20 protein-coding genes are annotated in these 17957 nt (G+C 68.5%); 10 read left to right on the top strand and 10 right to left on the bottom strand.

The window, feature by feature from the left end; all coding sequences use genetic code 11:
- Positions 1-5: 5 nt before the first annotated feature.
- The 8 genes from atpA to KUG43_RS03315 form a co-directional block, all read right to left on the bottom strand.
- On the bottom strand, positions 6-1523 hold the full coding sequence (atpA, locus tag KUG43_RS03350; RefSeq protein ID WP_216906031.1) for a F0F1 ATP synthase subunit alpha: 1518 nt from the start codon (positions 1521-1523) through the stop codon (positions 6-8).
- Positions 1524-1585: 62 nt separating this feature from the next.
- Positions 1586-2134 (bottom strand): ATP synthase F1 subunit delta, encoded by a 549-nt coding sequence (atpH, locus tag KUG43_RS03345; protein WP_216906029.1) that lies wholly within the window; start codon positions 2132-2134, stop codon positions 1586-1588.
- Positions 2134-2661, bottom strand: a complete 528-nt coding sequence (locus tag KUG43_RS03340; RefSeq protein ID WP_216906027.1) for a F0F1 ATP synthase subunit B — start codon at positions 2659-2661, stop codon at positions 2134-2136. Before KUG43_RS03340 ends, atpH begins: the two co-directional genes overlap by 1 nt.
- Complete coding sequence (locus tag KUG43_RS03335) at positions 2658-3140, bottom strand: F0F1 ATP synthase subunit B' (RefSeq protein ID WP_216906025.1); 483 nt, start codon at positions 3138-3140, stop codon at positions 2658-2660. Before KUG43_RS03335 ends, KUG43_RS03340 begins: the two co-directional genes overlap by 4 nt.
- Positions 3141-3240: 100 nt before the next feature.
- Positions 3241-3486 carry an ATP synthase F0 subunit C gene (gene atpE, locus KUG43_RS03330; RefSeq protein ID WP_015110594.1) on the bottom strand — a complete coding sequence of 82 codons (246 nt, stop codon included), beginning with the start codon at positions 3484-3486 and terminating at the stop codon, positions 3241-3243.
- Positions 3487-3640: 154 nt separating this feature from the next.
- Positions 3641-4369, bottom strand: coding sequence for a F0F1 ATP synthase subunit A (gene atpB / locus KUG43_RS03325; RefSeq protein WP_216906023.1), 729 nt, complete (start codon positions 4367-4369; stop codon positions 3641-3643).
- 54 nt (positions 4370-4423) lie between these two features.
- Positions 4424-4897, bottom strand: a complete 474-nt coding sequence (locus KUG43_RS03320; protein WP_216906021.1) for an ATP synthase subunit I — start codon at positions 4895-4897, stop codon at positions 4424-4426.
- Positions 4898-4943: 46 nt separating this feature from the next.
- On the bottom strand, positions 4944-6167 hold the full coding sequence (locus KUG43_RS03315; RefSeq protein WP_216906019.1) for a class I SAM-dependent methyltransferase: 1224 nt from the start codon (positions 6165-6167) through the stop codon (positions 4944-4946).
- A 149-nt stretch (positions 6168-6316) separates the two neighbouring features.
- Between KUG43_RS03315 and KUG43_RS03310 the strand changes: the two genes are divergently transcribed.
- The 7 genes from KUG43_RS03310 (at position 6317) to KUG43_RS03280 (ending at position 14417) form a co-directional block, all read left to right on the top strand.
- Positions 6317-9343 (top strand): phycobilisome rod-core linker polypeptide, encoded by a 3027-nt coding sequence (locus KUG43_RS03310; RefSeq protein ID WP_216906263.1) that lies wholly within the window; start codon positions 6317-6319, stop codon positions 9341-9343.
- Between the two features lie 384 nt (positions 9344-9727).
- Positions 9728-10213 (top strand): allophycocyanin subunit alpha, encoded by a 486-nt coding sequence (gene apcA, locus KUG43_RS03305; RefSeq protein ID WP_015110589.1) that lies wholly within the window; start codon positions 9728-9730, stop codon positions 10211-10213.
- A gap of 43 nt (positions 10214-10256) precedes the next feature.
- The gene (gene apcB, locus KUG43_RS03300) at positions 10257-10745 is read left to right on the top strand and encodes an allophycocyanin subunit beta (protein WP_216906017.1); all 489 of its coding nucleotides are present in this window, start codon (positions 10257-10259) and stop codon (positions 10743-10745) included.
- 46 nt (positions 10746-10791) lie between these two features.
- Positions 10792-10992, top strand: coding sequence for a rod-capping linker protein CpcD domain-containing protein (locus tag KUG43_RS03295; protein WP_216906015.1), 201 nt, complete (start codon positions 10792-10794; stop codon positions 10990-10992).
- Between the two features lie 209 nt (positions 10993-11201).
- Positions 11202-12347, top strand: coding sequence for an FtsW/RodA/SpoVE family cell cycle protein (locus tag KUG43_RS03290; RefSeq protein WP_286194364.1), 1146 nt, complete (start codon positions 11202-11204; stop codon positions 12345-12347).
- A 25-nt stretch (positions 12348-12372) separates the two neighbouring features.
- Positions 12373-13101, top strand: a complete 729-nt coding sequence (locus KUG43_RS03285; RefSeq protein ID WP_216906011.1) for a cytochrome c biogenesis CcdA family protein — start codon at positions 12373-12375, stop codon at positions 13099-13101.
- Positions 13098-14417 carry a cytochrome c biogenesis ResB family protein gene (locus tag KUG43_RS03280; RefSeq protein ID WP_216906009.1) on the top strand — a complete coding sequence of 440 codons (1320 nt, stop codon included), beginning with the start codon at positions 13098-13100 and terminating at the stop codon, positions 14415-14417. The genes KUG43_RS03285 and KUG43_RS03280 overlap by 4 nt, the downstream gene beginning before the upstream one ends.
- Position 14418: 1 nt before the next feature.
- Here the strand turns inward: KUG43_RS03280 and queF are convergent, their stop codons facing one another.
- Entirely contained in the window at positions 14419-14835 is a 417-nt protein-coding gene (queF, locus tag KUG43_RS03275) for a preQ(1) synthase (RefSeq protein WP_216906007.1), read from the bottom strand.
- A 215-nt stretch (positions 14836-15050) separates the two neighbouring features.
- Between queF and KUG43_RS03270 the strand changes: the two genes are divergently transcribed.
- A complete protein-coding gene (locus KUG43_RS03270; RefSeq protein WP_216906005.1) occupies positions 15051-15389 on the top strand; it encodes a P-II family nitrogen regulator in 339 nt (112 codons plus the stop codon).
- Between the two features lie 38 nt (positions 15390-15427).
- Here KUG43_RS03270 and KUG43_RS03265 read toward each other — a convergent pair whose 3' ends face one another.
- Positions 15428-16258, bottom strand: coding sequence for a TlyA family RNA methyltransferase (locus KUG43_RS03265; RefSeq protein ID WP_216906004.1), 831 nt, complete (start codon positions 16256-16258; stop codon positions 15428-15430).
- Positions 16259-16399: 141 nt separating this feature from the next.
- Here KUG43_RS03265 and KUG43_RS03260 point away from each other — a divergent pair, with 141 nt between their 5' ends.
- On the top strand, positions 16400-16594 hold the full coding sequence (locus tag KUG43_RS03260) for a hypothetical protein (RefSeq protein WP_216906002.1): 195 nt from the start codon (positions 16400-16402) through the stop codon (positions 16592-16594).
- 52 nt (positions 16595-16646) lie between these two features.
- Positions 16647-17942, top strand: a complete 1296-nt coding sequence (gene purB / locus KUG43_RS03255; protein ID WP_216906000.1) for an adenylosuccinate lyase — start codon at positions 16647-16649, stop codon at positions 17940-17942.
- Positions 17943-17957 lie beyond the last annotated feature (15 nt).

Raw genomic sequence — 17957 nt, 5'->3', positions numbered from 1 at the left:
AGTCCTCAGGCGGCAGCCAGCATCGAGGAGGTGACCTCGCGGATGGCCTCCTTGAGCATGGCTTCGGATTCGTCGCTCAGCACCTTGTCGGTCTGAACCTTGTTGATGAACTCGGGCTTGCTGCTCTTGAGGTACTCGCGCAGCTCACGGGCGAACTGGGGCACCAGTTCCACCGGGACGTCGTCGATCAGACCCTTGACGCCTGCATAGACCACCGCCACCTGCTCGGCCAGGATCAGGGGGCTGAACTGGGGCTGCTTGAGCAGTTCACGCAGACGCTTGCCCCGGGCCAGCTGGGCCTGGGTGGCGGCATCCAGGTCGGAAGCGAACTGGGAGAAGGCTGCCAGTTCGTCGAACTGGGCCAGTTCCAGCTTCAAGGTGCCGGCGATCTTCTTGATGGCCTTGGTCTGGGCGGCACCGCCCACCCGGCTCACCGAGATGCCCACGTTGATGGCGGGCCGCAGGCCGGAGTTGAACAGGTCGGAGCTGAGGAACACCTGGCCGTCGGTGATCGAGATCACGTTGGTGGGGATGTAGGCGGAGACGTCACCGGCCTGGGTTTCGATGATCGGCAGGGCGGTCATGCTGCCCTTGCCCATGGCGTCGGAGAGCTTGGCAGCCCGCTCAAGCAGGCGGCTGTGGCAATAAAAGACGTCGCCGGGGTAGGCCTCACGACCGGGGGGGCGGCGCAGCAGCAGGGACATCTGGCGGTAGGCCTGGGCCTGCTTGGTGAGGTCGTCGTACACCACCAGGGTGGCCTTGCCCTTGTACATGAAGGACTCGGCGATGGCCGCGCCGGTGTAAGGGGCCAGGTACTGGAGGGCCGCCGCTTCCGAGGCGCTGGCCGCCACCACCACGGTGTAATCCAGGGCGCCGCGCTCACGCAGCACTTCCACCACGTTGGCCACCGAGGCATTCTTCTGGCCGATAGCCACATAGACGCAGACCACGTCCTCACCCTTCTGGTTAAGGATGGTGTCGATGCAGATGGCGGTCTTGCCGGTCTGGCGGTCGCCGATGATCAGTTCCCGCTGGCCGCGGCCGATGGGGATCATGGCGTCGATCGCCGTGATACCGGTCTGCATCGGTTCATGCACCGACTTGCGCTGGATGATGCCGGGTGCCATCGACTCGATCAGGCGCGTCTCGGTGGTGGGGATCTCACCCTTGCCGTCGATCGGCTGGCCCAGGGCATTCACCACCCGGCCGAGCATGGCTTCACCCACGGGGACCGCCGCGATGCGGCCGGTGGCCTTGACGGTGCTGCCTTCCTGAATACCCAGGCCCTCACCCATCAGCACGACGCCGACGTTGTCGTCTTCGAGGTTCAGCGCCAGGCCCTCGGTGCCGTCCTCGAACAGCACCAGCTCACCGGCCATCACCTGCTCCAGGCCGTAGACCCGGGCGATGCCATCACCGATCTGCAGGACGGTGCCGACGTTGCTGACAGACACCGACTTGTCGTAGTCGGCGATCTGCTTCTTGAGAATGGCGCTGATCTCGTCGGGGCGGATGGAAACCATGGGTGGGAGTCCCCGGAGGGGAGGCGATGAAGTGAGAAGAAGAGGGGAAAGGGAGCGAAGCGCTAGCTCACGTTGGCGAGCGTCAGGCCAAGGCGCCGCACCTGACCGGCGAGGCTGGCATCGATCACCCGGGAGCCGACACTGAGGACGAACCCACCGATCAGGGCAGGATCCACCGCGAGGCTGATCTCCACCTTGTCGGTACCGGCCACGACCTTGGCCTTCTCGGCGAGCAGGGCCTGCTGGGCGTCGCTCAGGGGGCTGGCGGAGGTCACCGTGGCCAGGGCGATCTGGTTCTGCTCGCGGTAGAGCTCCAGGAGCCGCTCCAGAACGGCATCGAGGAAGCCGATCCGCTGGCGGTCGGCCAGCAGCTTGAGCAGGTTGAGGAAGGAGGGGGAGATGCTCGCTCCGAAGAGTTGCTCAAGGGCCGCCTTCTTGCCTTCGACCTCCAGCACAGGGGAGGCCATCGCCTCACGCAGGTCGCTGGAGTCGTGCCACAGGGCCAGGATTGCCCGGGCCTGGTCGATCACGGCATCGGTGTCCCCGTTGGCGTCGCAGACCTGGAGGAAGGCGTCGGCGTAGGGGGTGGTGATGGTGTTGAGCAGAGGCATCAGGCGTTCCCCATCGATTGAATGGACTGATCGATCAGCTGGGCCTGGGTGCTGGCGTCAAGGCGTCCGGGCAGGCTGGCGAGGGCTTTGGCAATCGCCATCTCGGCAGCTTCGCGCTGCAGCAGCTTGCTGACGCGGGAGACCTCCGAATCCATATCGGATTGGGAGTCCTGCTTGAGCCGCGCCATCTCCTCGACGGTGCGCTTCTCGCTCTCAAGGCGGATGGCCTCGGCGCGGACCTTGCCTTCGGCGCGGATCTTCTCGGCGCGGGCGCGGGCCTCACCCAGGCTGTTCTGGGCCACGGCGAGGGACGCGGTGGCGACGCTGAGGCGCTCCTCGGCGTCCTTGAGTTCTCCGAGGATCCGCTCGCGGCGGCGCTCCAGGATGCCTCCCAGGAAGCCCCGCAGGAACCACACCAGGCCGGCGATCACGATCGCCAGGTTGATGATGTTGGTCTCGAAAATGTCGAGGTTGAGGCCGAAGGTGCCGTGGCTGGCGAACAACGACGGGAGGGTGGAGGTCATCATGAGGCGGGCAGAAGACGGTCGACGATGAGGTCGGCGAGCCTGTCGGCATCGGCCTCAAGAAGGCTCAGGGCATCGGCCCGCTGGCCATCGATCTTGCTGCGGGCGCTTTCGCGACTGGCGATGGCTTCGGCCTGGGCCACCGCCATGGCCTCGCGGTACAGGCGGTCGGAATCCTGCTCGGCCTCGAGGATCACTTTCTGGGCTTCGAGCCTGGCTCCCTTCAGTTGCTCCTTGAGGTCGGCCTCGAGGCGCACGGTCTGGGCGATCTTCTCCTTGGCCTGGGTACGGCTAGTGGTGATATACCCCTCACGGTCCTCCACGGCCTTACCGACCGGTCGGAAGAAAAGGCTGTTGAGGATGAAGGTGAGGAGGACCACCTGCAGCGCCATCAGCGGCAGGGTGGCATCGAGGTCGAACAGACCTCCCTCGGGCGACCCTGCGGTCGCACCTGCCTCGGCAAGCAGAAGCCAGCTGGTCATGGGGCAATAAGGCGGGCGGTGGTAGAGGCGTGGATGGAGCCGGGGGTGGAGAAGGGCCGCGACGAACGTGCGGCCCGCTCATCCCCGCGACGGCCTCCGATCAGGAGAAGGGGTTGGCGAACAGCAGCACCAGGGCGACCACCAGGCCGTAGATGGTGAGCGATTCCATGAAGGCCAGCGAGAGCAGCAGGGTGCCGCGGATCTTGCCTTCGGCTTCGGGCTGACGGGCAATGCCTTCAACGGCGCCGCCGGAAGCGGTGCCCTGGCCGATGCCAGGACCGATGGAGCCGAGACCGACGGCAAGACCAGCAGCCACGACAGACGCAGCGGAAGTAAGGGAATCCATGGTGGGGTTAGAAATGTGGGGCGCCGGGGAAGCGCGGAAGGAACCTTGTCGAGAACCCTGCGCCGGGGACACCTGGGAAGGCGGGCCCGGATCGTGCCGGACCTGCGCGCAAGGAGTTTGCCAGACCGGGGGACCGGCCCAGCGGGGGCAGGAGCTAGTGGTGCTCCTCGTGGACCGCCTCGCCGATGTAGTAAGCGGCAAGGGTGGCGAAGATCAGCGCCTGGATCGCACTGGTGAACAGGCCGAGGAACATCACCGGCAGGGGCACCACCAGGGGCACCAGGAACGCCAGCACCGCCACCACCAGTTCGTCGGCCAGGATGTTGCCGAACAGACGGAAGGAGAGCGAGAGGGGCTTGGTGAAGTCCTCGACGATCTTGAAGGGAAGCATGATCGGCGTGGGCTCCACGTAGTACTCGAAGTACCGGAAACCCTTGCGGCTCAGGCCCGCATAGAAGTACGCCAGCGACACCAGCAAGGCCAGGGCGATGGTGGTGTTGATGTCGGCGGTGGGAGCACCCAGTTCACCGCTGGGCAGGTGGACCAGCTTCCAGGGGATCAGGGCCCCGCCCCAGTTGCTCACGAAGATGAACAGGAACAGGGTGCCGATGAAGGGAAGCCAGTCGCGGTAGGCCTTCTCGCCGATGTACTCGCGGGCGATGTCGCGCAGGTAATCCCAGAGGAACTCCAGCAGGTTCTGCACTCCCCTGGGGTCACGCTCCAGGCGGCGGGTACCGATCACCACAACGGCCAGCAGGGCGCCGATCACGACCCAGGAGCTCAGGAAGACCTGGCCGTGGATCTTGTAATTGCCGAGCTGCCAGTAGAGGTGCTGGCCGACCTCAAGGGCGGCGAAGGGAAGGGCGAGGGGCAACGGAGCCATCGGGGATAGGACCTGGCGGAACGTCTGGGCCGCCGAGGCGGCTGAATGCGGGTATCAGGTGTCGAGGACGGCCTGAACGATCAAGGCGGGTTTGTAGAGGAGGAATCCCACCAGGGCCGGCAGGATCTCGAGAACGGGGAGCCTGGCGGCCGCGAGTACCAGCACCACCGGCACCAGCAACTGGGCCTTGCCCACCCCCTTGGTTTCGACGCCGAAGCGGGTGACGCTGCGGGCCAGGAGGCGGAGGTACAGGAGACCCGCCAGGGCTCCCACCAGCAGGCTGAAAGCGGTGGGAAGGTCGAACCACAGGGCCGTGATGGGCACCGCCAGGGCGGTGGCACAGACCGTGGAAAGAAGCATCCGGCGCTGCAGCCGCAGGTAACCGTCCATGCCGTTGTTCACCGACGACGAAACGTCGGCGTCTTCAGGCAGGGGAGGGGCTTCGTTGGTCGGATGACCTGCGACCGCTTCGGCCGACGTCTCCGCGGGGGGAGCGGCATCCGGAGAGGGGGTCAGGGCAGCCTGCAACCGTCGAGGCTCTGTCTTGGCGTGCGGACTTTATCACTCGGCCCGTTCAGGCTCTTAGCAACAGAAGCACCTGCTCTGCCAGCAGTCGCCGCACCGCCGCCACACGCTCTTCGGGGCCCTGGGCCAGCGGAAGCGCCCCGATCGGAGTGCCGGCGGGGGCTGCCTCCAGGGCCTCCATCAGGGCGAGCTCGGGCTCGGTGATGGTCAGGGGCTTCAGCTCCGGCCCCAGCAAGGCGGTGGACGGCCAGCCCCACAGACAGCGGTTGCGCTCGCCGCCGGCCGCCAGCAGGGCCGTATCGCTCCACGGCTCCGGCATCCCCTCCGCTGCCCCGTTGCCGTCCTGGCACCGCAGGAAGAACTCGAAATGGCTGATGTCGGGATCGAGGCTCTCCACCAGGGCCCACTGCTGCGCCGGCGGCAGGGCCTGGGCCCGCTCCAGCAGTTCCCCCTGCAGCAACCGGGCCGGATCCCAGACCTCCGGATTGGAGAAACCGGCGAAGCGGACCCCGGGCTGATCAACGAAACGGAACAGGCGCTCCAGGTTGTAGCTGGTCTCCTGGGGGTGGAGGTACATGTCGGCGAAGTTGGCATCGGCGGCGGTGTCGAGGGCCCAGCGCTGCTCGTGGTGCCGCCGCAGGCGGTTGGTCTCGGGGAGGGTGGTGAACAGCTCGCGCCCCAGCCGCAGGCCCGCCGGCCCGGTGCCGACCCCCATCAGGGCCAGGGCCCGCTGGGTGCGGTGAATCTCCCAGCGGCCGCCATCGGCATAGAGAAAGAGGTGCAGCAGTCCGCCCGGCCGCAGCAGGGGGACCAGGGCGCGCAGACCCAGCTCGGGTTGGTCGAGGTGATGCAGCACCCCCACCGAGTTGATGTAGTCAAAGGGTCCCTCCCCCGCCAGATCGAGCAGGCTGCGCTGCTCGATGCGCAGCTCCGCCACCTGGGCGGCGGCCCCGGAGCGGCCGGTGCGCTCCCGGGCCACCGCCAGGGCACCGGCGCTGATGTCCACCGCCAGCACGGCGGCCCCCGGATTGAGATGGCAGAGGTAGTCGGTGCTCACCCCCGTACCGCAGCCGGCGTCGAGGATCCGCCAGGGGCGCGGTGCCGGCGGCAGGGCCCCGTCCACGGCCGCCACGACGCTGTCCACGCACCAGCGCCAGTTGTATCCCGGTGGCGGGCCGTCCTGGAGGGGGTCCCCCGGATAGGGGAAACGGTCGTAGAAGGCGCTGACCACCGGCGTGGCGGCATCCAGCGGGGCCTCCGGGGGGTGATCCATCAGTGCCTTGGTGCAGGGTCCGGCAGCATTCCACGGCGCCGGCCGCCGTTCAGCCTGAGCCCCGGGGAAGGCTGCAAACATTTGTTCATCCCCCGCCGGGGGGCCAGGGGGGCAGCCGTAACGTGACCCAGCCCGGCTCGCTCTCGTTCATGACCGTGACCGCCAGCAGCGGCAGCACCAGGGTCGCCCCCCAGCGCTACGACACCCTGCCGCTCTCCAGCGTCCGGAAGGCGGAGCAGCAGGACCGTTTCCCCGACGGCGGCGAACTGGACGCCCTGACCACCTTCTTCCGCAGCGGCCAGATCCGCGTCGAAGCCGCCCGACGGATCTCCGCCAACGCCGACGCGATCGTGGCCCGGGCCGCCAACCGCATCTTCACGGGCGGCACCCCCCTCTCCTATCTCGACGCCCCCCTCAGCACCCCCAGCGCGGGGCCGGCCGATGGTGTCGCCCTCGCCGCCGACCAGGCCGCGTTCCAGCGCTCGGTGCGCACCTTTGCCCAGGGCTCCGGGGGCAGTGGCCTGCTCGGCCGCATCCTCGAGGGCGTCCAGGCCGACGCCGACGTGCGGGTCGTGCTGCCCAGCGGCTTCAACCCCATTTCGGTGGCGATCTACGGCAACGCCCGCATGCGCAAGTCGCTGCGGGACATGGCCTGGTTCCTGCGCTACGTGGGCTACGCGGTGATCGCCGGCGATCCCAGCATCCTGGCGGTGAACACCCGCGGCCTTCGCGATGTGCTCGAGAAGGCCTGCTCCCTGTCCGCCACCAACGTGGCCCTGCAGGAGATGCGCGCCGCCGCCGCCGGCCTGTTCAAGGGGGAGCCGGAATCCCGCCAGCTGGTGATCGACTGCTTCAACGTGCTCCTCAAGGAGCTTGAGGTGGCCACCCCCTCCACCCGTGCCCGCCTCGGCAGCCCCGTCAACCAGGGCCTGCAGCTGCCGGCCACCTATGCCCTCGCCGCCGAAGGCGCCCAGCGCTTCGTGATGCGGCCACGTCTTTCCGGCGCGGAGAAGGCCGAGATCATCCGGGCCGCCTACCGCCAGGTGTTCGAGCGGGACATCGTCAAGGGCTACTCCCAGGTCGTCTGCCCGGTGGAGGCCACCCAGGTGCGCCAGGGCCAGCTCTCGATGCGGGAGTTCATCCGCGCCCTCGGCCGCAGCAAGGTGTACCAGCGGCAGTTCTATGGCCGCTTCTCCAACAGCCGGGTGGTGGAACTGGCCTTCCGCCACTTCCTCGGCCGCGGTGTGAGCTCGATCGAAGAGTTCCGCCAGTACTTCGCCATCGTCAGCGCCAAGGGCCTGGGCGGCCTCGTTGACGCCCTGGTCAACGGCATGGAGTACGCCCGTGTCTTCGGTGAGGAAACGGTTCCCTATCTTCGCGACATCGGCGAGGAAGCCCAGGAGAGCGCCGGCTGGGGGTCCAACCGCAACCTCTTCCGCTTCAGTGCCCCGTTCGAAGGTGCGCCCCAGTACATCACCCTCTACGCGTCCTACCGCCAGCCCCTGGCCGACCAGCACCCCTATGGCGGCGGTAATGACCCCCTGGCCCTCACCTACGGGGCGATCTTCCCCTCCAGCACGGCTTCGGTGGCCACCCGCCCGGCGCCCTTCAGCTACGACACCCGTCGGATCCTGATCGGCAACGGCATGGCCCAGCCCGGGCCCATGGACAGCGCCCAGTTCCGCAAGGCCACCCCACGCCGGGTGGGCCCGAAGGTGGTGCGTCTGCGCCAGATCGCCACCGGCGGCAGCTCCACCCCCCGCCGGGGCGGCCAGCCCAGCATCCGCGGCACCGAATCCAGCACCCAGGCCGTCATCAATGCGGTCTACGTGCAGGTGCTGGGCACCGCCGGCTATGCCGGCGAGCGCAACAAGGTCGAGGAGATCAAACTCGAGAACGGCGATATCAGCCTGCGGGAGTTCGTGCGCCAGGTGGCCCGCTCCAATGCGTTCCGACGCCGTTACTGGAGTGGCCTCTACATCACCAAAGCCATCGAGGTGATGCACCGTCGCCTGCTGGGCCGGCCCACCTTCGGCCGCTGGGAGATCAACGCCTACTTCGACACCGCCGCCCGCAAGGGCTTCTATGGCGTCGTCGACGCCATGCTCGAAGGCCGTGAATACAACGAGTGCTTCGGGGAGGACACCGTCCCCTACGAACGCTTCATCACCCCGGCCGATCGCAACGCTCGCCGGGTGCCCGGCCTGGTGCGGACCCTGGAGGCGGTCGCCGACATCACCCCCCTGCAGCGCCCCATCGTTCCGGTGGCCCAGGTGCTGCGCACCGTGGGCGACCTGGTGCCCCGCAACCTGACGGACCGACCGAAGGTGCGTGGACAGTGGAAAGCGGATGTAGCCGGTGGCCAGAGCGCCACGGTGTCTTCCGGCGTCCCCAGCGGTCCCCAGACGGTCAAGCAGCCTCCGGCCCCCACCCGCAGCTGGAGCCAGTCCCGCTGGCAGCCCGGCGGCGGTTCCGCCCCGGTCTGGCGCAGTGGTGTCTCCACCGCGGGCGGCAGCAATGGCTATGTGGCCCCCGCCAGCATCGGCATCGCCGGCAGCTGGAAGGCCACCGTGGGCACCAGCCTACTGAGTGGCGCCGCCATGGCGCCCGATGGGGCGATGGCCAAGGCCCTGCGGCCCGGCTCTCCCCAGGGCTTCAACCGCCGCCAGAGCCTGCCGCGTCCCGTGCAACTGCTCCGGGATCCCAGCGAAACCCAGGTCCAGGAGGTGGTGCAGGCGGTGTACCGCCAGCTGCTCAACCGCGTGCCCTTCGCGGCCGAACGGCAGATGGATCCGGAATCCCAGCTGCGGGACGGCCAGCTCTCGGTGGCCGAATTCGTCTCCCAGATCGCCGGCAGTGATCTGTTCCAGCAGCGGCTCCAGCGGATGGCGCCCCTGCGGGCGGCCTCGGCCGCCTACCTGGCCCTGCTCGGCCGTGCCGCCATGCCGGCGGAAGTGAGCCGATTCCTCGCCACCCGCGCCACCGCCGGCCAGCAGGCCGCGGTAGCCGAACTGCTCAACGCCCGGGAGTACGCCTCGGCCTTCGGCCAGGACACCGTGCCCTATCTTCGCGGCCTGGCCACCGAAGATGGCGTCCCCCTCACCACGGTGAACCGCACGGCCTCCCTCTACGGCGGCAATGGGGGTCTCACCCCCTCGGTGCGGGGTGCGATCTGATCGCCCTCCACCCGATCGAGGCTCGCCCCTGAAGGCAGCGGATTCCGTGCTTTAGCGATCCCCCGGGTCAGCCCCGGGGGGTTTCTTTTGGCCCGTCTCTACAACGAGACGGGGAGATTGGGCTGCCAATGCGCTTGCGGTGCGTCAGAGGGCGACAACAAGAGATGAACTATTGCTGCGCTGGAATGGTGTTAAGAACTCCCGTGAAAGCCGTTGCAAGCCAAGGGATCTCGCCAACTCATCCGCCGTGAAGAACTGTTACCGGCCCCCATGGGAGCGCGGGGCCTTGCCACAGAATGATGCGACGGTCGGCCAAGCCGATCACCCTTACCCACCGGATACCGGTCTCCTTCACGGTGACCGCTTGTTTCGAGGCAGAACTGCATGAGCATCGTCTCCAACTCGATCATCAACGCGGACGCCGAAGCCCGCTACCTCAGCCCTGGCGAACTTGACCAGATCAAGTCGTTCGTGGCAGGGGGTCAGCGTCGTCTGCGCGTCGCCCAGGTCCTGGCTGAAAGCCGGGAGCGCATCGTGAAGCAGGCCGGAGGCCAGCTTTTCCAGAAGCGCCCCGATCTCGTTTCCCCCGGCGGTAACGCCTACGGGGAGGAGATGACGGCTTCCTGCCTGCGCGACATGGACTACTACCTGCGCCTGGTCACCTACGGCGTGGTCGCCGGGGATGTGACCCCGATCGAAGAGATCGGCGTCATCGGGGCCCGCGAGATGTATCGCGCCCTCGGCACCCCCCTCGAAGCCATGGCGGAAGCCGTGCGCGAGATGAAGACCGCAGCCACAGGGCTCCTCACCGGCTCCGATGCCGAAGAGGCCGGCTTCTACTTCGACTACGTGGTCGGCGCCCTCTCCTGAGGTTTCACCTCCCTCCCGTCCATCGCCATCAAACCCAGGATCCATGCAAGACGCCATCACCAACGTCATCAACCAGGCCGACGTCCAGGGGCTCTATCTCGACGGCGGCTCCATGGGGCGCCTCGAGCAGTACTTCGCCAGCGGTGAGCTGCGGGTGCGTGCCGCCGCCACCATCAGCGCCAACGCTTCGGCCATCATCAAGGAAGCCGTCGCCAAGGCCCTGCTCTACTCGGACATCACCCGTCCGGGCGGCAACATGTACACCACCCGTCGCTACGCGGCCTGCATCCGCGACCTCGACTACTACCTGCGCTACGCCACCTACGCCATGCTGGCCGGTGACACGTCGATCCTCGACGAGCGCGTGCTGAACGGCCTCAAGGAGACCTACAACTCCCTGGGTGTGCCCATCGGCGCCACGGTGCAGTCGATCCAGGCCATGAAGGAAACCACCGCCTCCCTCGTCGGTCCCGATGCCGGTCGTGAGATGGGCGTCTACTTCGACTACATCAGCTCCGGCCTGGGCAACTGATCCCCAGCAACGCCCCCACCACGGCACGTTTTCCGAGGATCACCCCATGCGCCTGTTCAAGATCACGGCCTGCATCCCCTGCCCCGATAAGGCGCGCAGTCAGAGGGAACTGCAGAACACCTACTTCACCAAGTGGGTGCCTTACCACAGCTGGTTCGCTGAGCAGCAGCGGATCATGAAGCAGGGCGGCAGGATCCTGAAGGTGGAACTGGCCACCGGCCGTCGTCAGCAGAACTGCGGCAACTGAGTGCCCCTGGCACCATCGCTCCAGCGCCCGGCCCATGGCCGGGCTTTTTTGTGCCTCGACCCACGCCAACCCGCAGAAAAGGAGAAATGTTCGGCGTGACTCGACAAACCCGCCTTCGTCACGGCTGAATGGGCCATTCCCGCATCCCTGCCGCGGCCTTGTCCACTTCTTCGCCACGCCTGCTCCACGGCCGCCCCGGCGCCGGCTTGATGCCGCTGCCCTGGCAGCAGTGGCCGGCAGAAGCCCGCCTGCTGCTGGGCCTGGTGGCCCTCTGGAGCCTGCTGGGCCTGCTGGTGCTCACCTCCGCCAGCTGGTGGGTGGCCGAACGGGAGATGGGAGACGGGGCGTACTACGTCAAGCGCCAGGCCATCTGGCTGGTGGCCAGTTGGGGGCTGCTCTGGCTGGCCATGCGCTCGACGATGCGGCGCTGGCTGCACCTGGCGGCACCGGCCCTGCTGGTGGGTGCCCTGATGGTGGCCGCCACCCTCGTCGTCGGCACCACCGTCAACGGGGCCAGCCGCTGGCTGGTGCTCGGCCCCGTGCAGTTGCAGCCCTCGGAGCTGATCAAGCCCTTCATCGTGCTGCAGGGCGCTGTGATCTTCTCCCACTGGCGCCGCATCGCCCTTGACCAGAAACTCCTCTGGATCGGCATCTTCGGGGTGGTGATCCTGCTGATCCTCAAGCAGCCCAACCTGAGCACCGCCGCCCTGCTCGGCCTGCTGCTCTGGCTGATGGCCCTGGCCGGCGGACTGCCCCTGACGCTGCTGCTGGGGGCCGCCGGCGGCGGTGTCGTGCTGGGCAGCCTCAGCATCATGATCAACCCCTACCAGATGGCCCGGGTGAGCTCCTTCCTGGATCCCTGGCGGGTCGCCCAAGGCGACGGCTACCAGCTGGTGCAGAGCCTGCTGGCCATCGGTTCTGGGGGGGTGCTCGGCTCGGGCTTCGGGCTGTCCACCCAGAAACTCCAGTACCTGCCGATCCAGACCACCGACTTCATCTTCGCCGTGTTTGCCGAGGAGTTCGGCTACATCGGCTCGGTGATGCTGCTGCTGTTCCTGGTGATCTTCGGTTTCGTGGGTCTGAGGGTGGCCCTGGCCTGCCGCAGCAACCAGCACCGGCTGGTGGCCATCGGCTGCACCACCTTGCTGGTGGGCCAGTCGATCCTGAACATCGCCGTGGCCAGCGGCTCCATGCCCACCACCGGTCTGCCCCTGCCGATGATCAGCTACGGCGGCAACTCCCTGCTGAGCAGCCTCTTCCTGGCCGGGTTGCTGCTGCGCTGCTCCCTGGAGTCCTCCGGTCTCGAGCCGGTCCGTCCCCGGCGCCGGGCCCAACGGCCTGCCCCGATAGGCTGAGCCCTGCTGCCACACCTGACCGGCCATGCTCAGTTCCGGGCTGCCGTTCGCCGACTGGGCCCGCAGCAGTGAACTGCTGCTCCAGGGCTCCCTGGCCCACCCCGGTCCCCTGACCCTGGCGGTGGTGTTCAGCGGCGGCCTGCTGACCAGCCTCGGCCCCTGCTCGCTCTCGCTCCTGCCCGTCACCCTGGCCTACCTGGCCGGTTTCGGCACAGAGCAGCAGGGCCGTGCCCCCTGGCAGCGCAGCGTCAGCTTCGCCGCCGGCATTGTGGCGGCCCTGGTGCTGCTGGGCCTGGCCAGTGGCCTGATGGGTCGCCTCTACGGCCGTATCCCCGGCCAGCTGCCCCTGCTGGTGGCCGTCGTGGCCGTGGTGATGGGGCTCAATCTGCTGGGCCTGCTGCGGCTGCCCCTGCCGGCCGGGCCCGACCCCGAGCGCTGGCGGCGGCTGGTGCCGGCGCCGCTGGCCCCCCTGGCGGCTGGCCTGGCCTTCGGCCTGGCCGCCACTCCTTGCACCACCCCGGTGCTGGCCGTGCTGCTGGCCTGGATGGCCCAGAGCGGCCAGCCCCTCGTCGGCATGCTGCTGCTCTGCAGCTTCGGTGCCGGCCAGGTGCTGCCCCTGCTGCTGGCCGGCACCGTGGCGGCCTCCCTGCCAGGCCTGCTGCAGCTGCGCCAACTCGGCCAGTGGGTGCCACCGATCAGTGGCGTGGTGCTGCTCGCCAGCGGCGGCCTCACCCTGCTGTCGGTGCTGCCATGACGAGCACCACCCCCGCCCCCTGGCGTCCCCTGCAGCGCCTGGCCGGCTGGATCTCCGACCTGCGCCTGGCCATCGGCCTGCTGCTGGTCATCGCCCTGGCCAGCGGTATCGGCACGGCCATCCCCCAGAAGGAGGAGGCGGCCTTCTACCACCAGCTCTACGACCCCAAACCCTGGCTGGGCCTGCTGGGCGGCGACGGGGTGCTGCGCCTGCAGCTGGACCACGTCTATTCCAGTGGCTGGTTCCTGGGCCTGCTGGCCTGGCTGGGCCTGTCCCTGATCCTGTGCAGCTGGCGTCGCCAGTGGCCCGCCCTGCAGGCCTCCCTGCGCTGGATCGACTACCGCAGTCCCCGCCAGCTGAGCAAGCTGAGCGTGGCCGAAACCCTCGTGACCGCCGAGCCCGTTGCCGGCCTGGAGCGGCTGGAGGCCGATCTGCGCCGTTCGGGCTGGCAGATCCGCCGCCAGGACGATCGCCTGGCCGCCCGCCGCGGCGTGCTGGGCAGGGTGGGCCCGTTGCTCGTCCATGCCGGCATGGTGGTGCTGATGGTGGGGGCGGCCTGGGGCGCCCTGGGCGGCCAGCGCCTGGAGCGCTTCCTGGCCCCGGGCCGGGAGCTGGAACTGCTCGACAGCCGCGGCAGCACCCAGGTGACCCTGGCCCTCGACGACTTCCGCATCCAGCGGGATCCGGCCGGCCGGCCGGAGCAGTTCTCCTCCAGCCTGCGGCTGATCCCCCCCAGCGACACCACCCCCCCGACCGCAGCCGCCATCAGCGTCAACCATCCCCTGCGCTACCGGGGCATGACCCTGTACCAGGCGGACTGGTCCCTGGCAACGATCAGCCTGCAGCTGGGGCGCAGCCCGGTGCTGGAGCTCCCCTTGCAGAGCTTCCCCCAGCTGGGCGATCAACTCTGGGGGCTGGTGCTGCCCACCCGGCCCGATGGCTCCGAGCCGGTGCTGCTGAGCCTCACCAGCGAACAGGGGCCGGTGCAGGTGTTCGGCCCCGACGGCGAGGCCCTGGCCCAGCTGGTGCCCGGTGGGGAGGCCCAGGAGGTGAAGGGTCTGCCGATCCGGGTGGCGAGCGTGCTGCCGGCCAGCGGCATCCTGCTCAAGCGCGATCCCGGCGTGCCCCTCGTCTACACCGGCTTCGCCATCGCCCTGCTGGGCGGCGGCCTCAGCCTGGTGGCCACCCGCCAGCTCTGGGCGATCGCCGATGGGTCCGGCGGCCGGCTGCACGTGGCGGGCCTCTGCAACCGCAACCTCACCGCCTTCGCCTCAGAGCTGCCGGCCCTGCTCCAGCGGCTCGAACCCCAGCCCTGACTCAGCAGGGCTGGCGCACGCCATGGCTGACCCGCACCACGGTGTGAACGTTGCCGCGGGGGTTGAAATCGGCCTCCAACTGCATCCAGGCCGGATCGCAGGCGGCCACCAGGTCGTCGAGGATCCGGTTGGCCGCCTCCTCGTGGGAGATCGAGCGGTTGCGGTAGCTGTTGATGTAGAGCTTGAGCGCCTTGAGTTCCAGCACACGGGGCCCCGGCTGATAGAGGAGCCGCAGGACGGCGAAATCGGGATAACCGGAGAACGGGCAGGTGCAGGTGAACTCCGGCAGTTCGATCGCCACTTCGTAGGGCCGCCCCAGCCGCGGATTGGGGAAACAGATCAGCTGCGCCTCGGCGATGGCCCGCTCGCCGTAGGGGGGCGTCACGGTCTGGGGCTCGTCGGCGACACCGGAAGCCATGGTCAGGGGGACAGGGAAACGGATTTTGACCGTACAGGAGCTGACGGATGGCGCCGAGCCCCCTGCGGCGCTCCGGCCCGCCCGTCAGCAGCCCGGAGTTCACGTAGCAACCGTTACGACGACCCCGGCAAGCCTCGGCGGTAATGGAGCCGTCCCCTGCCCAGGGGGGGACTCTGAGAGACTCCAACCGTCGCCTTCCTGACCGCAGCACAGCCATGAAGAAAATCGAGGCCATCATCCGCCCCTTCAAACTCGAGGACGTGAAGATCGCCCTTGTCAACGCGGGCATCGTTGGCATGACCGTCAGCGAGGTTCGCGGATTCGGTCGGCAGAAAGGGCAGGTGGAGCGCTATCGCGGATCCGAATTCACGGTCGAATTCCTGCAGAAACTCAAACTCGAAATCGTCGTCGACGATGAACGGGTGGCCACGGTGGTCCAGGCGGTCCAGGATGCGGCCCGCACCGGTGAGATCGGCGACGGCAAGATCTTCATCAGCACCGTCGATTCGGTGATCCGGATCCGCACCGGCGACCTCGACAGCGGCGCCATCTGAGCACCGCTCCTGCCGACCTGACCCTGGCCGTGGGCCCCTCAGCCCTCGGCCAGGGTGTCCTTCACCAGGGCTGCGATCCTGCCCGACCAGTCCGTGCCGTCGGCAGGAGCTTCGCCACTTGCCCCGGGCGGGACCAGCCACAGCAGATATTCATGGTTGCCGGCCGGCCCGGTCAGGGGTGAGGCCACCAGTCCCGCCGGATGCCAGGCCAGCTCCCTGGCCGCCGCGATCACGGTGGCGATGGCATCGGCATGGGCGGCCGGATCCCGCACCACCCCACCCTTGCCCACCCGCTGGCGGCCCACCTCGAACTGGGGCTTGACCAGCAGCAGCGCTTCGCCGCTCTGCAGCAGCAGGGCCCGCAGGGCCGGCAGCACCCGGGTGAGGGAAATGAACGACACGTCGGCGACGGCCAGGTCGGGCCACGGGTCCGCTTCGCCATAGAGGGCCTCCGGAGTGAGGTGGCGCAGGTTGGTGCGCTCCCGCAGCACCACCCGTTCATCCGTGCGCAGGCTCCAGGCCGTCTGGCCGTAGCCCACATCGATCCCGTACACCCGCACGGCCCCGTGCTGCAGCAGGCAGTCGCTGAAGCCGCCGGTGGAGATGCCACCGTCGAGGCACACCCGGCCTTCCACCTGGATCGGCAGGGCCGCCAGGGCCCCCTCCAGCTTCTCGCCCCCCCGGGAGACAAACCGGGGCGGCTGCTCCACCTCCAGCACCAGGGAGTCGGCCACCTCGGTGCCGGGCTTGTCGAGCACCTCGCCGCCACCGCGCACCCGGCCCGCCCGGATCAGCTGCTGGGCCTGCTGGCGGCTGGCGACCAGCCCCAGATCCACCAGGCGGCGATCGAGCCGTTCCTTACGGGGCATGCTGCGTTTCGGCCATGGGTGCTGCCGCTCCACCGGCATGTTGTCATCGAACTGCCACCCAAACCGAACAAAAACCGATGACCGGAGGGTTCAACGCGGAACAGTCGCAGGATGGCTCCAGTCTTCCCCCGGTTTCATCCCATGGCTGCCCCCGGATCCAACGTGGTGGAGCTGCTCCACCCCGGAAGCTTCGTGAGGCTGCGGGACCATCCGGAGGATCTGCCCCCCTTCCAGCTGATCCGCCGCCGCGGCACCCGCTGCTGGGTGCGCCAACAGGCCTGGGGGTCGATGGTGCACCTGGAGCTCCCCTACCGCCGCCTCACCGCCGCCGCCTGAGCCGGAGGGGGCGGCTCGATAGGTTGGGGGATCCTTCGCCACCGCCCGGCCCTTGATCGAGCGTTACACCCTCCCGGAGATGGGCGACCTCTGGAGCGAGGAAGCCAAGTTCCGCAGCTGGCTCGAGGTGGAGATCGCCGCCTGCCAGGCCAACGCCGAGCTGGGCCGGGTGCCGGCCGAGGCGATGGCCGCCATCCGCGAGAAGGCCGCGTTCGAGGTGCCCCGCATCCTGGAGATCGAGGCGGAAGTGCGCCACGACGTCATCGCCTTCCTCACCAACGTCAACGAGCACGTCGGTGATGCGGGCCGGTACATCCATGTGGGCATGACCAGTTCCGACGTGCTGGACACCGGCCTGGCCCTGCAGCTCAAGGCCTCGGTGGCCCTACTGCGCACCGAGCTCGATGGCCTCGCCGACGCCCTGCGGGAGCTGGCCCGGGCCCACAAGGACACGGTGATGATCGGCCGCTCCCACGCCATCCACGGCGAGCCGATCACCTTCGGCTTCAAGGTGGCCGGCTGGCTGGCGGAAACCGAGCGCAACCGCGAGCGGCTGGAGCGGCTCGAGCGGGTGGTGGCCGTTGGCCAGATCAGCGGCGCCATGGGCACCTACGCCAACACCGACCCCGAGGTGGAGGCGATCACCTGCCGGCTGCTGGGCCTGGAGCCCGACACCGCCAGCACCCAGGTGATCGGCCGCGACCGCCATGCGGAGTACGTCCAGACCCTGGCCCTGGTGGGCGCCTCCCTGGAGCGCTTTTCCACCGAGATCCGCAACCTGCAGCGCTCCGATGTGCTGGAGGTGGAGGAGAACTTCGCCAAGGGGCAGAAGGGCAGCTCGGCCATGCCCCACAAGCGCAACCCGATCCGCAGCGAACGCATCAGCGGCCTGGCCCGGGTGCTGCGCAGTTACACCGTGGCGGCCCTGGAGAATGTGGCCCTCTGGCACGAACGCGACATCAGCCACAGCTCGGTGGAGCGGATGATGCTGCCCGACTGCTCGGTCACCCTGCATTTCATGCTGCGGGAGATGACCGCCGTGGTGCAGGGGCTGGGGGTCTACCCCGAGAACATGGCCCGCAACATGAACCTGTATGGCGGCGTCGTGTTCAGCCAGCGGGTGCTGCTGGCCCTGGTGGAGGCGGGGCTGAGCCGGGAGGAGGCCTACCGGATCGTGCAGCGCCACGCCCACGCCGCCTGGAACAGCGAAGGGGGCGACTTCCGCGCCAACCTGGCGGGCGATCCTGTGGTGACCAGCCACCTGGGCCCCGATCAGCTGGAGGCCTGCTTCGCCACCGACCTGCACCGGGCGAATCTGGCTGTGATCTGGGAGCGGCTGGGAATCTGAGGAAGGCGGCCGCCC

The organism is Synechococcus sp. CCY 0621 (assembly GCF_019038465.1).
In the GTDB taxonomy this organism is placed as follows: domain Bacteria; phylum Cyanobacteriota; class Cyanobacteriia; order PCC-6307; family Cyanobiaceae; genus Cyanobium.
This window is presented reverse-complemented; position numbering and strand designations above follow the sequence as displayed.

Coding starts and splice junctions, on each gene's coding strand:
- atpB (WP_216906023.1), bottom strand. CDS start 4,369: ATGGCTCCGTTGCCCCTCGCCCTTCCCTTCGCCGCCCTTGAGGTCGGC.
- KUG43_RS03295 (WP_216906015.1), top strand. CDS start 10,792: ATGCGCCTGTTCAAGATCACGGCCTGCATCCCCTGCCCCGATAAGGCG.
- KUG43_RS03290 (WP_286194364.1), top strand. CDS start 11,202: ATGCCGCTGCCCTGGCAGCAGTGGCCGGCAGAAGCCCGCCTGCTGCTG.
- apcA (WP_015110589.1), top strand. CDS start 9,728: ATGAGCATCGTCTCCAACTCGATCATCAACGCGGACGCCGAAGCCCGC.
- KUG43_RS03280 (WP_216906009.1), top strand. CDS start 13,098: ATGACGAGCACCACCCCCGCCCCCTGGCGTCCCCTGCAGCGCCTGGCC.
- KUG43_RS03310 (WP_216906263.1), top strand. CDS start 6,317: ATGACCGTGACCGCCAGCAGCGGCAGCACCAGGGTCGCCCCCCAGCGC.
- KUG43_RS03335 (WP_216906025.1), bottom strand. CDS start 3,140: ATGACCAGCTGGCTTCTGCTTGCCGAGGCAGGTGCGACCGCAGGGTCG.
- apcB (WP_216906017.1), top strand. CDS start 10,257: ATGCAAGACGCCATCACCAACGTCATCAACCAGGCCGACGTCCAGGGG.
- KUG43_RS03270 (WP_216906005.1), top strand. CDS start 15,051: ATGAAGAAAATCGAGGCCATCATCCGCCCCTTCAAACTCGAGGACGTG.
- KUG43_RS03285 (WP_216906011.1), top strand. CDS start 12,373: ATGCTCAGTTCCGGGCTGCCGTTCGCCGACTGGGCCCGCAGCAGTGAA.
- KUG43_RS03315 (WP_216906019.1), bottom strand. CDS start 6,167: ATGGATCACCCCCCGGAGGCCCCGCTGGATGCCGCCACGCCGGTGGTC.
- atpE (WP_015110594.1), bottom strand. CDS start 3,486: ATGGATTCCCTTACTTCCGCTGCGTCTGTCGTGGCTGCTGGTCTTGCC.
- KUG43_RS03260 (WP_216906002.1), top strand. CDS start 16,400: ATGGCTGCCCCCGGATCCAACGTGGTGGAGCTGCTCCACCCCGGAAGC.
- atpA (WP_216906031.1), bottom strand. CDS start 1,523: ATGGTTTCCATCCGCCCCGACGAGATCAGCGCCATTCTCAAGAAGCAG.
- KUG43_RS03265 (WP_216906004.1), bottom strand. CDS start 16,258: ATGCCCCGTAAGGAACGGCTCGATCGCCGCCTGGTGGATCTGGGGCTG.
- atpH (WP_216906029.1), bottom strand. CDS start 2,134: ATGCCTCTGCTCAACACCATCACCACCCCCTACGCCGACGCCTTCCTC.
- queF (WP_216906007.1), bottom strand. CDS start 14,835: ATGGCTTCCGGTGTCGCCGACGAGCCCCAGACCGTGACGCCCCCCTAC.
- KUG43_RS03340 (WP_216906027.1), bottom strand. CDS start 2,661: ATGATGACCTCCACCCTCCCGTCGTTGTTCGCCAGCCACGGCACCTTC.